Raw genomic sequence first — 13,733 nt, 5'->3', positions numbered from 1 at the left:
GTGAAGGCCGACAGCGAGCACTGGGGCAGCCGCCTCGCGGCCCTGGCCGCCGACTCCGAGGTACCGGGCGCGAGCCTGGCGTTCTGGCACAGCGGCGAGGTGTACGAGTGCGCCACCGGCGTCCTCAACACCACCACCGGGGCGCCCGTACGCACCGACTCACTGTTCCAAATCGGATCGGTCACCAAGGTGTGGACCGCGACCCAGCTGATGCTCCTGGCCGAGCAGGGCCGCGTCACGCTGGACACCCCTGTCGCGGAGATCCTGCCGGAGTTCCGGGTGAGCGACCCCCGCGCCACCGCGGCGATCACCCTGCGCCATCTGCTCACCCACACCTCGGGCATCGACGGTGACCTGTTCCTGGACACCGGCCGCGGCGACGACTGCCTGCGGCGCTACGTCGAGGCGTGCGCCGACCTGGATCAGACGTTCCCCGTCGGGGACTCCCACTCGTACTGCAACTCCGGATTCGTCATCGCCGGCCGGGTCGTCGAGCGGCTCACCGGCACGGTCTGGGACCAGGCCCTGCGGGAGCAGATCTGTGACCCGCTGGGACTGACCCACACCTGGTCGCTGCCGGAGGACGTCCTGCGCTTCGGCGCCGCCGTCGGCCACGACGAGCGCGGTGCCGTAGTGCCGCAGTGGGGGTTGCCCCGATCCGTCGGCCCCGCGGGACTGATCTGCGCACGGGCCGCCGACGTGGTCGCCTTCGGCCGCGCCCACCTCACCCCCGGAGCGCTCCTCGCCGACCCTGCCACCCTGCGCCAGGCGCAGGTCGACCTGCCCAATCCGCACTGCGGCGGACGGCAGTGGGGCATCGGCTGGAGCCTGGACGAGTGGGACGGCCACCAGGTCGTCTCCCACACCGGCGACACCATCGGCCAGCACGCCGCGCTCTGGGTGCTCCCCGAACTCGGGACCGTCGTCGCCGTGATGGTCAACGGTGGCCGGAGCGTCGAGTTCCAGCACCGGCTGGTCACCGAGCTCCTCCGGGAGCTGCACGCGGTCCACGTCCCCGCCCCCATCGCCCCGCCCGAGCAGCCCGTCCACGTCGACATCGAGCCCTTCACCGGCGTGTACGAGCGCGCCGGCAGCAGGATCCACGTGACCTCCCACGAGGGCCGGTTGCGCCTGCGTACCGAGCCGACCGGCATCCTCGTGGGCCTCGCCCGCTCCCGCAGCCTCGACCTCGTCGCCGTCGACGCGACGACCTTCGTCGGCCGCGACGAAGACGACTCGATCTGGGACGCGGTGGTGTTCGAGCAGCGCCCCGAGGGCCCCTCGTACCTCCACTACAGCGGCCGTGCCACCCCGAAGACCAGCTGACCCACGCGCGATTGGAACCCCATGGCACCACCCTCCACCGCCAACGAGGTGACCGCCCGCCTCCAAGCGATCTTCGACGAAGCCGGAGTCGAGGGCTTCGTCCACGCCCGCGACATCGACGGTGACGGCGACGCTCGCGAGGTCGCCCTCCGTGCCGACGCCCCCGTCATCGTCGCCTCCCTCCGCAAGATCGCCGTCGCGGTCGCCTACGCCCGTCAGGCTGCGGCCGGAGCCCTCGACCGGGCCGCCCGCCACACCATCACCGCCGCCAACCGCGAAGGCGGCGGCATCGGCACCGACAGCTGCCGGCACGACGTCACCTTGAGCACCCGCGACCTCGCCTTCTTCATGCTCTCCATGAGCGACAACGCGGCCACCGACAAGCTCATGGAGATCCTCGGCACGGACCTTGTACGCGCCGTCGCCACCGAACTCGGCTGCCCACGCCTGCCGGTCGGGCGCTACCGAGAGCTGTGGGACCCGGTCTGGGAGGAGCTCGGCCTCGACCCGGACGGCGACATCGACGCCCAGCTGGACCAGGTGAGCGAGGACCGGATCAGGGGACTGGCCATGCTCGACCCCACCCGGTCCGCGTCCAGTACGCCACGGGAGATCACCTCCCTGCTCACGGCGATCTGGCGCGACCAGGCCGGACCCGCCGAAGCGTGCGCTGAAGTACGAGAGTTGCTGAGCCAGCAGCTTTCCGTCCACCGCCTCGTCGCGGGCTTCGACGACGACGTCCGCGTCGCGGCCAAGAACGGCTCCCTGTGGGGCGTCCTCAACGAAGCCGCCGTCGTCGAGTACGCCGACGGCGGCCGCTACGCCGTCGCGGTCTTCCTGCGCACCCCCGCGCTCGGTGGCCGCAACCCGGCCGCCGACGCCGCGATCGGCCGTGCCGCACGGACCGCCGTCGACCACCTGCGCCGGGCACCGGCCGCCACCCCACCCGAGGAGACGACATGACCACAGCCGCAGCGCGGTCGGCCGGGGCCGATCAGACCCGCACCCTGCTCTCGTACGCCTTCACCCAGGCCGGCGTCGAAGGGTTCGTCCACGCCAGGGACCTCGACACGGGTGCGGAGTTTGGCCACGGCGCCGACACCCAGGTCGTGCTCGCCTCCGTCTTCAAGATCCCCATCGCCCTTGAGTACGCCCGGCAGGCGGCGGCAGGGGAGCTCGACCCGGCAGGGCGCCACACGGTCACGGCCGCCTACCGGGCCGGCGGCAGCGGTACCGACGGCTGTGCGTACGACGTCGAGATGAGCGCCCGCGACCTGGCCTTCATGATGATGACGATCAGCGACAACGCGGCGACCGACCTGCTCCTCGACATCGTCGGCCCTGACCGGGTCCGCGCGACCCTCGACGACCTGGGCTTCCCCGACTTCGGTTGCTCCTCCTGTGCCGCCCTGGACGACGACATCCGCAGGGAACTCGGCCTCGCGCCGGACCGCTCCCTCGACGACCAGCTGGCCGGCGTCCCCGACGAACGGCTCCTCGCCCTCGGTGCCTGCGCCCCCGGCAGCAGCCCTTCGAGCACACCCCGCGAGGTGACCGCGCTCCTCGCCGCCATCTGGCGCGACGAAGCCGGTCCGGCGAGCGCCTGCGCCGAGGTCCGCGACATCATGAGCCAACAGGTCTGGCAGCACCGCCTGGTCTCCGGGTTCCCCGAAGCGGGCGTGCGGCTCGCCGGGAAGACCGGCACGGACTTCGCCGTACGCAACGAGGCCGGCGTGATCGAGTACCCCGACGGCAAGCGGTACGCCGTGGGCGTCTTCCTGCGGACGTCGACCGCAGCTGGGCGCCAGCCCCTCGCCGACCGTGCGATCGGCCGCGCCGCCAGGCTCGCCGTGGATCATCTCCGCACCCGGACGTGAACGAGCCCCCCGTGCCCTCCGCCCGTCCGCTCGCGCACTTCACGCCCCGGACCGCCTCGCCGGCGGTCCGGGGCCGTCGTGTCTTCGAAACCGCCGCCCGGCTTGGGACCCCGCACCTAACCGGAGCGGCACCTTTCGTCGTCCCGTCTGAATCAATTCCGGCCACGAGCCGCGACTGTGAGGCAACTCTCCAGCCCCAAGGAGCTCCCCTATGAAGCCCCCGATGAACAGAGCCAAGGCGATAGCCGCCTGTACCGCGGTGGCACTGCTGGCGGCCGGCTGCGGCAGTGGCCAGGCCGGGTCGGCCGGTGGTGACGCCTTCAGTTTCGCGATCAAGAGCGATCCCGGTCTGCTCGATCCGGCCCAGTTCCAGAACTCCCACACGTACACCGCGCTGTCGCTCGCCTACGACACGCTGGTGAACATCGACCCCGACGGCCGCGTCGTCTCGGGCCTGGCCCAGAAGTGGGATGTCAGGCCGTCGTCGGTCACCTTCACCCTGCGCCGCGACGTCACCTGTGCGGACGGCAGTCCGGTGAGGCCGAGCACGATCGCCGCGAACGTCGACCACATCACCGATCCGGCCACCAAGTCGCCCGCCGTCGGTGTCGTCATTCCCGAGGGCCTGACCGCGAAGGCCGACGACACGGCCGGCACGGTGACTCTTGCCACGCCCAAGCCGTTCGCGCTCATACTGCAGAGCACCCGGTACCTGTTCATGGTCTGCGGCAAGGGGCTGAAGGACCGCTCCTTGCTCAAGAGCGGCACCTCCGGGTCGGGCCCTTTCCAGCTGACGGAAGCCCGGCCCAACCAGAGTTACACCTTCATCCGGCGCACCGACTACACCTGGGGACCCGGTGGAGCCACGGCATCCGACCCCGCCATGCCGGACTCGGTCGTCCTCAAGGTCGTCAGCAGCGAGTCGACAGCGGCGAACCTGCTGCTTTCCCACCAGCTGAACGCCGCCCAGTTCGCCGGCCCTGACCGTGCCCGGGTGACCAACGTTCCCGGCGTGACCACCACCGTCCAGGCCAACGGCACGCAGGAGTTCTTCTTCCACCAGGGCAAGGGGCACCCCGGAAACGATCCGGCGGTGCGCAAGGCCCTTCTCCAAGCGGTCGACCTGCACGCTCTCGGTGCGATTTCCACCGGTGGCACCGGACAACGGCCCACCGGCCTGGTGCTGCAACCGAACCCCTGCCCCGGTGACACGGTCACCGGCCACCTGCCCGCCTTCGATCCCATCGCGGCCGGCTCGGCGCTCCACGCCGCCGGCTGGCGCCGAGGCCCCGACGGCTTCCGCGTGAAGGAGGGCAAGAGGCTCACCATCCGCATGATCTACGGCACCTTCGGGGGCGAGAGCATGGCCGCCGCGGCCGAGTACTTGGCCGACGCGTGGAAGAAGGTCGGCGTCGACGTGCGGCTGCGGGCCCTGTCGGACGCCGCCTACGACGAGGTGGAAGCGGTCACCCAGGACTGGGACGTGGACTGGGTGTCGCTCGGCGTCACCCTGCCCACACAGCTGATCGGTTCGCTGTCCGGCCCCTTCACCCCCGAGGGCGGCAACTTCGCCCACCTCACCAACAAGACGTACGAGGAACTCACCGCCGAGGCGAGCAAGCTTCCGGGAACGTCGGGCTGCGCCCTGTGGGCGCGGTCGGAGAGTGCGCTGCTCGACAACGTCGATCTCGTCCCCGTCGTCGACAAGACGCTCACTACCGCCGCCCACAACGCCTCGTTCCGCATCACGGCGGGGCTCTTCGACCCGACGTCGATCCGCATGACGGGGGGAGAGAAGTGACCAGCCCATCCGACGTGCTCGCCCCGCACGACACGCCCGCCGTCGCCGCACCGCGCCGTTCCCACCGCCTCACGCCGGGCTTCCTCGTCCGGCAGCTGCTGCGCCTCGCCGCCTCCCTCGCCGTGCTCGTCGTGGCCTCGTTCGCGATGATCCACCTGATCCCCGGCGACCCGCTGCGCAAGATGCTCGGCCCGACCGCGCCGAAGGAACTCGTCGCACAGCGCCGGAGCGAACTCGGCCTCGACGAGCCGCTCTTCACCCAGTTCACGCACTATGTCCGGCAGCTGCTCTCCGGCGATCTCGGGACCTCCTTCTTCAGCTCCCAGCCGGTGGCGGACATCATCGGACAGGGCCTCCCCAACACCCTGGCCCTCGCTCTCCTGGCCACCCTCACCGCTCTGGCCGTGGCCGTCCCGCTGGGGCTGTGGGCCGCCGTCCGTACCCACAACGGACGCCGGCGGGGCACCGAGAACGCGTTCACCACCCTCACCGGCGCCGCCGTCGCCATCCCCGAGTACCTCTACGGTCTCGCCCTGATGCTCGTCCTCGCCCTGGGCCTCGGCCTGTTCCCGCCGGCCGGCCTCACCGGGCCCGCCTCGTTCGTCCTGCCGGTCACGGCGCTCGCCATCGCCCCGGCGGCGATGATCGCCCGCCTGGCGCGCGTCGAGACCCTGCGTGAACTCGACACCGACTACATGCGCCTGGCCCACGCCAAGCGGCTGCCCGCCTGGCGCCTGTACGCGGTGCATCTGCTGCCCAACACCCTCACCGCGACCCTCACCATGGGCGGCCTGCTGCTCAGCGGGCTGATCACCGGCAGCGTCCTCGTCGAGAACGTGTTCGCCTGGCCCGGACTCGGCCTGCGCACGGTCGAGGCCATCACCCAGAAGGACTACCCCGTGGCGCAGGCCATGATCCTCGTCTACGGCGCGCTCGTCCTCGTCGTCAACTTCCTCGTCGACCTCCTGCTCGGGGTCCTCGACCCCAAGTCGACCCTGTCCACCCCGTCCGCCTCCACCCGCAGGGAGGGCTGATGCGCCGTCTGCCGATCAACCCCGCCGGTCTGCTGGGCGCCGTGCTCGTCGCCCTCATGGTCCTCCTCGCGATCGTCGGCCCGCCGATCTGGGAGGACGCCGCCACCCGGATGAACCCGAAGGAGATCAGCCAGGGAGCCTCCGCCGCGCATCTGCTCGGCACCGACGCCCTCGGCCGTGACCTCCTCGCCCGGACCCTGGTCGCCACCCGGCTGACCCTGGGCCTCGCCTTCCTGGCCACCCTGATCGGCACCGTCACCGGCATCCTGCTCGGCACCCTGCCGCAGATCCTGCCCCGGCGCGCGGGCCGAGCGGTCATCGCCGCGGTCGACCTGCTCGTGGCCTTCCCCGCCCTGCTGCTCGCCATGTTCACCGCCGTCGTCGCCGGCCTCGGCGCCCAGGGAGCCGTCCTCGGCATCGGCGTCGCCCTCGCACCGGCCTTCGCCCGGCTCACCCACACCATGACCGCGTCCGTCGCCGGATCCGACTACATCGCCGCTGCCCGCATGCTGCGGGTGCCCCGCCACCGCATCCTCACCCGCCACATCCTCCCCAACATCGCCGAGCCGCTCATCCTCAACACCGCCCAGGCCATGGGCGGCGCCCTGCTCGGCCTGTCCGCGATGTCCTTCCTCGGCATGGGCGTCCAGGCACCCTCGTACGACTGGGGCCGACTGCTCAACGAAGCGTTCGGGCACGTCTACGTCACCCCGTCCGTCGTCGTCGCCCCCGCGCTCGCCGTCAGCCTCTCCGGCCTCGGCTTCATGCTGCTCGGCGACACCTTCGCCAAGGCCGCCGCCCACACCCGCGAAACGGTGGGCAAGCCCGTCGCCCCCGTCGTGACCCCCGCCCGGGACGAGCCCGCACCGGACGCCGTCCTGGAGGTACGGGACCTCACCGTCGCCTTCCCCGGCGGCATCACCCCCGTACGGCAGCTGTCGCTGACCGTCCGCGCGGGCGAGATCGTCGGCCTCGTCGGCGAATCGGGCAGCGGCAAGAGCATGACGGCCGCCGCCATCGGCAGGATCGTGCCCTACCCCGGCCTCACCGGCAGCGCCCGCATGCGGCTCGGCGGCGTCGACCTCGACGACCTGACCGACTCCGAGCGCCGCAAGCTGCTCGGATCGTCGCTCGCGATGGTCTTCCAGGACCCCACCTCCTCCCTCAACCCCGCGCTCCGCGTCGGCGGCCAGCTCGCCGAAGTCGCCACCCTGCACGACGGCGCCACCCGCACCGAGGCGCGGGCCCGTGCCGTCGAACGGCTCGACCGGGTCCGCATCAAGCACCCCGCCGACGTCGTCAAGCGCTACCCGCACGAGCTGTCCGGCGGCATGCGCCAGCGCGCCGTCATCGCCATGGGCCTGATGAACACGCCCCGCCTGATCATCGCGGACGAACCCACCACCGCCCTCGACGTCACCGTCCAGCGCGAGGTCCTGCGGGTCCTGCGCGAAGCCGTCGACGAGACGCGGGCGGGCGCCCTGTTCATCTCCCACGACATCGCCGTCGTCAGCGAACTGTGCGACCGGATCGCGGTCATGTACGCGGGCCGCATCGTCGAGGAACTCCCCGCCGACGGCCTCCACTACGCCCGCCACCCCTACACCCGCGCCCTCGTCGGCTCGCTGCCCGACATGGACACCGACCGCTCGGGCCCCCTCACCACCATCCCCGGCCGCCAGCCCGCGCCCGGCGACGTCGGAGACGGCTGCGCCTTCGCCGACCGGTGCGCCCTCGCCACCGCCCGCTGCGCCATCCGCCCCAAGCTGCTCGCCCGTACGGAATCCCACTCCGTGGCCTGCTGGGAGGTCCTGTGAACATCAGCGAACTCACCGTCCGCTTCGGCCACTTCACCGCCGTCGACCGTGTCGGCCTGGAGGTCCCGGCCGGCTCCGTCACCGGGCTCGTCGGAGAGTCCGGCTCCGGGAAGTCCACCCTCGCCCGCGCCGTGGCCGGCCTGACCCCGTACAGCGGGACCGTCTCCGGGGTCGCGCCCGGCCGCGTCCAGATGGTGTTCCAGGATCCGTACTCCTCGCTCAACCCGCGCATGAGCATCGGCGACGCCATCGCCGAGGGCACCCGCGTCCCCCGCGCCCAGCGGCCGGCGGAGGTCGGGCGGCTCCTCGAACTGGTCACCCTCCCCGCCACGTACGCGAGCAAGTACCCCCGCGAACTCTCCGGCGGCCAGCGCCAGCGCGTCGCCATCGCCCGTGCCCTCGCGGCCGGGCCGGAGCTCCTCATCGCCGACGAGATCACCTCCGCCCTCGACGTCTCCGTCCAGGGCGCCGTCCTCAACCTCCTGCGCGACCTGCGCGGCGAACTCGGCCTGACCATGCTGTTCATCTCGCACAACCTCGCCGTCGTGCGGTACGTCTGCGATGCCGTCGCCGTCATGCACCACGGCCGGCTCGTGGAGTCCGGACCCGTCGAGGACGTGATCGGCGCGCCGCAACACGCGTACACCCGCACCCTGCTGGACGCGGTCCCGCGCCTCGCCCGCACCTGAGCTCCCGGTCCCCGCCGTCCCGTCCGGCGGTCCGACGCCTGCTCCTTCCCGCTGAAAGGTTCGTCGTGTCCCACGACCTCCACCACCGTGCCGTCGTCGCCGACGCGCACAACGACCTCCTCATGGCCGTCGCCGCGCGCCCCCCGAAGCGCTGGGGCTCCTTCTTCCGCGAACGCTGGCTGCCGCAGCTGCGCGAAGGCGGCATCGACATCCAGGTCCTGCCCGTCTTCATCGACGACCAGTACCGCCCCGAGGGCGCGCTGCGGCAGACCCTCCGCATGATCGAGTGCGCCCATGTCCTCGCCGAGGCCAACGCCGACCGGGTCACCCTGTGCCTGAACGGCGCCGACATCGACGCGGCCCTCGCCGAGGGCAAGATCGCCCTCGTCCTCGCCCTGGAGAGCGCCCCCGGCATCGACGCCTCCGTCGAACTCTTCCCGACTCTCTTCCGACTCGGCGTACGGATGGCCTCCCTCGCCCACTGGGGCCGCACCCCGCTCGCCGACGGCAGCCGCGAGGACGCCACCGGCAGCCGGCTGACCGCACCCGGCGTCGAGGCGCTGCGGGAGATGGAACGCCTCGGGATGCTCTTCGACATCTCGCACCTGGGGGCGAGCGGCGTCGCGCACGTCCTGGAACTGGCCACCCGGCCGCTCATCGCCACCCACTCGTGCGCCCGCGCGCTGCGGGACCACCACCGCAACCTCACCGACGACCAGATCCGCGGCGTCGCCGCCACCGGTGGAGTGGTGTGCGTGAACTTCGTACCGGACTTCCTCACCGACGACCAGGCGAAGGTGAGCACCGACCGGATCGTCGACCACATCGAGCACATCGTCTCCGTCGCCGGGATCGACCACGTCGGCCTCGGCTCCGACTTCGTACGCGAGGTCATGGCGGACGTCATGCCGCCCTGCTGCGAGAACCTCGACGACGAGGACCCCATGTTCGACTTCCCCGGCCTTGAAGGCCCGGCGGGTATGCCGCTGGTGACCGAGGCGCTGGTCCGGAGGGGACTGCCGGAGGCGGACATCCTGAAGGTCCTCGGCGGGAACATGCGGCAGCTCATGGCCGAGCACATGGGCTGACCTGGCCCGACCTTTCCCCGCAGCGGTGCCCGGCCGGTCGTACGTCCCGCCGGGCACCGGCCGTTCGGTCCCCCGTACGAACCCGAGGCCGAGGTTGTCACCCCGGCACCAACCGGGCCGCGTCCGCCCTGCCTAGCGTGACCGTCATCCCACCCTGGAGGACCACCGTGCCGGTTGACCAAGAACCCAGTCCCCCGCGAGCGGATGCCGTGTCCGCCCCCGCGTTCGACCTCGACACCATGCTCGCCGACCTCGAAGAACTCGTGACCTGCGAGTCGTACTCCGCCGACCACGCCGCCGTCTCCCGCAGCGCACAGGTCGTCGCCGACCAGGGAAGCCGGCTGCTCGGCGCCCGCCCGAAGACGCTGGTCGTCGACGGCGTCACCCACGTCCAATGGACCTTCGGCGCCCCGCGCATCCTGCTCCTGGGGCACCACGACACCGTCTGGCCGATGGGCTCACTCACGACCCACCCCTGGTCGGTGGAGCAGGGCGTCGCCCGCGGCCCGGGCGTCTTCGACATGAAGGCCGGCCTGGTCCAGATGTTCCACGCCCTGGCCTCCCTGCCCTCCCTCGACGGGGTGTGCGTCCTGGTCACGGGCGACGAGGAGGTCGGCTCGGACACCTCCCGCCACCTCATCGAAGACCTGGCACGGCAGTGCGCGGCGACTCTCGTCCTGGAGCCGTCCGCACCCGGGGGCGCGCTCAAGACCGGTCGCAAGGGCGTCTCCCTCTACGACATCACGGTCCACGGCCGCGCCGCCCACTCCGGACTCGAACCAGAGAAGGGCGTCAACGCGGCGACCGAACTGGCCCAGCAGATCCTCGCACTGAGCCGGATCGCCGAAACCGTGACCGCCCGGACCGGGCCAGGGACGACCGTCACGCCCACCGTGATGTCGGCGGGCACCGCGAACAACACCGTGCCCGCCCGCGCCGACCTCAGCGTGGACGTACGGGTCCCCGGCGCGGCGGCGCAGGAAGCGGTCGACCAGCTGATCAGGGCCCTGCGACCGCACGATCCCGAGGCGCGCCTGCGGATCGCCGGCGGCCCCAACCGCCCGCCCCTGGACCCGGACGCCTCCCACAAGCTCTTCGCCCTGGCCGACGGCATCGCCCCACGACTCGGCCTCGCCCCCCTGCGGCAGGCCGCCGTCGGCGGGGCCTCCGACGGCAACTACACCGCCGGAGTCGGCTGCCCCACCCTCGACGGCCTCGGCGCCGTCGGCGACGGCGCCCACGCCGACCACGAACACGTCCTCACCACCACCATGCCGGACCGCGCCCGGCTCCTGGCCGCACTCGTCGGAGCGATGCAGTGAACGCACTCGACCTCAAGGAACTCCACACCATGGAGGACCTCGACACCGTCAGCCGCCTCTACGCCGACATCTGGGGCACGGACGCCGACAGCCCGCCCGTCTCCGCCGAAGTCATGCGCGCCCTGTCCCACGCGGGCAACTACGTCGCGGGCGCATACGAACAAGGCCGCCTGGTCGGCGCGTCCGTCGCCTTCTACGGGGAGCCCATCGGCACCACCCTGCACTCCCACATCACCGGTACGGCCATGGGCCGCGGCATCGGGCTCGCCCTCAAGCTGCATCAGCGCCAGTGGGCCCTCGCGCGCGGGATCAAGCGCATCACGTGGACCTACGACCCGCTGATCCGCCGCAACGCCTACTTCAACCTCGTCAAACTCGGCGCCCGCCCCGAGGAGTACCTGACGTCGTTCTACGGCGCCATGGACGACGCCATCAACGGCGGTGACGAGTCCGACCGCGTCCTGACCGCCTGGGACCTGACCAGCCCGGCAGGCCCGTACGCCTTCGAACTGCCCGCGGAAGTCGTCCACGGCGTCCGCAACCACGACGGCCACCCCGTCATCGGTCCCACCGACGCCGCCACCGTCCTCATCGACCTCCCCGACGACATCGAGTCCCTGCGCCGTACGGACCCGGGCGCCGCCCGCGACTGGCGGCTGACCGTCCGGCACACCCTGAGCGGCCTGCTCGCCGGCGGAGCCCGCGTCGTCGGCTTCCACGACCGGCGCAGCTACGTCATCCACCGCACTGCCGTCCCCACCGCCTGAACACCCCACCAGGAGCCACCCGCACATGAAGACCAAGATCGCCGGCGTCGAACTGCGCCGCATCGCGATGCCGCTCGTCGCCCCGTTCCGCACCTCCTTCGGCATCGAGACCAGCCGCGACGTCCTTCTCGCCCGCGTCGTCACCGCCGACGGAACGGAAGGCTGGGCCGAGTGCGCGGCCATGTCCGAACCCCGCTACTGCTCCGAGTACGTCGACGGAGCCCAGGACGTCCTGCGCCGCTTCCTCGTCCCGGCCCTGCCGAAGGACGGCGTGGACGCGGCGGCGGTGGGCCGCGCACTCGAACCCTTCACCGGCCACCACATGGCCAAATCGGTCCTGGAGACCGCCGTCCTCGACGCCCAACTCCGCACGTCCGGCATGTCCTTCGGAACCCACTTGGGCGCGTCCCGCGACCGCGTGCCCTGCGGCGTCTCCGTCGGCATCATGGACTCGATCCCCGAACTCCTGGACGCGGTCGACGGCTACGTGTCCGAGGGGTACGTCCGGATCAAGCTGAAGATCGAACCCGGTTGGGACGTCGAACCCGTCCGCGCCGTCCGCGAGCGCTTCGGCGACGACCTCCTCCTCCAGGTCGACGCCAACGCCGCCTACACCCTCGTCGACGCCCAGCAGCTCGCCAAGCTCGACGACTTCGGCCTCCTGCTGATCGAACAGCCCCTCGCCAACGACGACATGGTCCAGCACGCCCAGCTCGCCAAGCTGCTGCGCACCCCGATCTGCCTGGACGAGTCCATCGAGTCCGCCGCCGACGCCGCCGCTGCCATCTCCCTCGGCGCCTGCTCGATCATCAACATCAAGCCGGCCCGCGTCGGCGGTTACCTCGAAGCCCGCCGCATCCACGACATCGCCCGCGCCCACGGCATCCCCGTCTGGTGCGGCGGCATGCTGGAGACCGGCATCGGCCGCGCCGCCAACGTCGCCCTGGCGGCCCTCCCCGGCTTCACCCTCCCCGGCGACACCTCCGGCTCCCACCGCTACTTCGCCACGGACATCACGGAGCCGTTCGTCCTCACGGACGGCCACCTCGACGTCCCGACGGGCCCGGGCCTCGGCCTCGAACCGCTCCCGGACGTCCTGAAGGACGTCACCACGTCCACCGAGTGGATCGCGCTCTAGGCCTCCGCACCGGACGGCCGCCCCTCCCGAAGGCTCCCCGGACGCCATCGCGTCCGGGGAGCCTTCGGTCCTTGACCGGTTGTGCGCCGTCGTGCCAACCCCTGGGCGCAGGAGGTCAACGCGGTCGGTCGGGTCGCTCGTAGCTTGAAGAAGTGCCGAGCCGCGGAGGTGGCGGGCACGTCAACGACTGCTTCGAGAGGACCCCTCATGTTCGACATCACCAAGGTGCAGGCCGCCCCGAGCAAGGATCTGCTCACGCCCGACAACTCGGTCATGCTGTTCGTGGACCACCAGCCGCAGATGTTCTTCGGCACCGGGAGCGGCGATCGCGCCGCGATCATCAACAGCACCGTGGGTCTTGCCAAGGCGGCTCAGGCGTTCGACGTGCCCGCCGTCCTGACCACGGTCGCCGCCGAGTCGTTCTCCGGGCCCCTGCTGCCGCAGCTCGCCGAGGTCTTCCCCAAGAACGAGGTGATCGACCGCACGACGATGAACGCCTGGGAGGACGAGGCGCTCGTGGCGGCGGTCAAGGCGACCGGGCGCAAGAAGATCATCCTGTCCGGCCTGTGGACCGAGGTCTGCCTCGTGCTGCCCGCGCTCTCCGCGCTGGAGCAGGGATACGAGGTGTACGTCGTCTCCGACGCTTCCGGCGGCGTCAGCCCGGCCGCCCACGAGCACGCGCTCCAGCGGATGATCGCGGCCGGCGCGGTGCCGGTGACCTGGGTGCAGGTGCTCCTGGAGCTGCAGCGCGACTGGGCGCGCCAGGAGTCGTACGGCGCGGTCATGGAGATCGTCAAGGCCCACGCGGGCGCGTACGGCCTCGGTGTCGTGTACGCGCAGAGCGTCATCGGCGCGCACGCGGCGGGCTGACCTC

General features: G+C 71.6%; 12 protein-coding genes. All 12 read left to right on the top strand.

The window, feature by feature from the left end:
* The 12 genes from ABT034_RS23180 (at position 1) to ABT034_RS23125 (ending at position 13,729) form a co-directional block, all read left to right on the top strand.
* Entirely contained in the window at positions 1 to 1,326 is a 1,326-nt protein-coding gene (locus tag ABT034_RS23180; RefSeq protein WP_351218139.1) for a serine hydrolase domain-containing protein, read from the top strand.
* 21 nt (positions 1,327 to 1,347) lie between these two features.
* Positions 1,348 to 2,289, top strand: a complete 942-nt coding sequence (locus ABT034_RS23175; protein WP_351218137.1) for a serine hydrolase — start codon at positions 1,348 to 1,350, stop codon at positions 2,287 to 2,289.
* Positions 2,286 to 3,203 (top strand): serine hydrolase, encoded by a 918-nt coding sequence (locus tag ABT034_RS23170; protein ID WP_351218135.1) that lies wholly within the window; start codon positions 2,286 to 2,288, stop codon positions 3,201 to 3,203. Before ABT034_RS23175 ends, ABT034_RS23170 begins: the two co-directional genes overlap by 4 nt.
* Before the next feature lie 223 nt (positions 3,204 to 3,426).
* A complete protein-coding gene (locus ABT034_RS23165) occupies positions 3,427 to 5,004 on the top strand; it encodes an ABC transporter substrate-binding protein (RefSeq protein ID WP_351218133.1) in 1,578 nt (525 codons plus the stop codon).
* Complete coding sequence (locus ABT034_RS23160) at positions 5,001 to 6,038, top strand: ABC transporter permease (RefSeq protein WP_351218131.1); 1,038 nt, start codon at positions 5,001 to 5,003, stop codon at positions 6,036 to 6,038. The genes ABT034_RS23165 and ABT034_RS23160 overlap by 4 nt, the downstream gene beginning before the upstream one ends.
* On the top strand, positions 6,038 to 7,855 hold the full coding sequence (locus tag ABT034_RS23155) for a dipeptide/oligopeptide/nickel ABC transporter permease/ATP-binding protein (protein WP_351218129.1): 1,818 nt from the start codon (positions 6,038 to 6,040) through the stop codon (positions 7,853 to 7,855). The genes ABT034_RS23160 and ABT034_RS23155 overlap by 1 nt, the downstream gene beginning before the upstream one ends.
* A complete protein-coding gene (locus ABT034_RS23150; protein ID WP_351218127.1) occupies positions 7,852 to 8,544 on the top strand; it encodes an ABC transporter ATP-binding protein in 693 nt (230 codons plus the stop codon). The genes ABT034_RS23155 and ABT034_RS23150 overlap by 4 nt, the downstream gene beginning before the upstream one ends.
* Positions 8,545 to 8,609: 65 nt before the next feature.
* Positions 8,610 to 9,632: a dipeptidase gene (locus tag ABT034_RS23145; protein ID WP_351218125.1), complete on the top strand. Its 1,023-nt coding sequence runs from the start codon at positions 8,610 to 8,612 to the stop codon at positions 9,630 to 9,632.
* A 239-nt stretch (positions 9,633 to 9,871) separates the two neighbouring features.
* Positions 9,872 to 10,954 (top strand): M20 family metallopeptidase, encoded by a 1,083-nt coding sequence (locus ABT034_RS23140; RefSeq protein ID WP_351218294.1) that lies wholly within the window; start codon positions 9,872 to 9,874, stop codon positions 10,952 to 10,954.
* The gene (locus tag ABT034_RS23135; protein ID WP_351218123.1) at positions 10,951 to 11,721 is read left to right on the top strand and encodes a GNAT family N-acetyltransferase; all 771 of its coding nucleotides are present in this window, start codon (positions 10,951 to 10,953) and stop codon (positions 11,719 to 11,721) included. Before ABT034_RS23140 ends, ABT034_RS23135 begins: the two co-directional genes overlap by 4 nt.
* 25 nt (positions 11,722 to 11,746) lie before the next feature.
* Positions 11,747 to 12,859 carry an o-succinylbenzoate synthase gene (gene menC / locus ABT034_RS23130; RefSeq protein ID WP_351218121.1) on the top strand — a complete coding sequence of 371 codons (1,113 nt, stop codon included), beginning with the start codon at positions 11,747 to 11,749 and terminating at the stop codon, positions 12,857 to 12,859.
* Positions 12,860 to 13,066: 207 nt separating this feature from the next.
* Positions 13,067 to 13,729: a hydrolase gene (locus ABT034_RS23125; RefSeq protein WP_351218119.1), complete on the top strand. Its 663-nt coding sequence runs from the start codon at positions 13,067 to 13,069 to the stop codon at positions 13,727 to 13,729.
* The last annotated feature ends 4 nt before the right edge of the window (positions 13,730 to 13,733 follow it).

Source organism: Streptomyces sp. NPDC002773 (genome assembly GCF_040295605.1).
In the GTDB taxonomy this organism is placed as follows: Bacteria; Actinomycetota; Actinomycetes; order Streptomycetales; family Streptomycetaceae; genus Streptomyces.
The sequence above is the reverse complement of the archived record's forward strand: the minus strand, read 5'-3'. Positions and strand labels throughout refer to the sequence as shown.

Bases quoted from the DNA above. Each gene is read 5' to 3' on its own strand.
- ABT034_RS23175 (WP_351218137.1), top strand. From the start codon at position 1,348: ATGGCACCACCCTCCACCGCCAACGAGGTGACCGCCCGCCTCCAAGCG.
- ABT034_RS23170 (WP_351218135.1), top strand. From the start codon at position 2,286: ATGACCACAGCCGCAGCGCGGTCGGCCGGGGCCGATCAGACCCGCACC.
- ABT034_RS23165 (WP_351218133.1), top strand. From the start codon at position 3,427: ATGAACAGAGCCAAGGCGATAGCCGCCTGTACCGCGGTGGCACTGCTG.
- ABT034_RS23155 (WP_351218129.1), top strand. From the start codon at position 6,038: ATGCGCCGTCTGCCGATCAACCCCGCCGGTCTGCTGGGCGCCGTGCTC.
- ABT034_RS23140 (WP_351218294.1), top strand. From the start codon at position 9,872: ATGCTCGCCGACCTCGAAGAACTCGTGACCTGCGAGTCGTACTCCGCC.
- menC (WP_351218121.1), top strand. From the start codon at position 11,747: ATGAAGACCAAGATCGCCGGCGTCGAACTGCGCCGCATCGCGATGCCG.
- ABT034_RS23125 (WP_351218119.1), top strand. From the start codon at position 13,067: ATGTTCGACATCACCAAGGTGCAGGCCGCCCCGAGCAAGGATCTGCTC.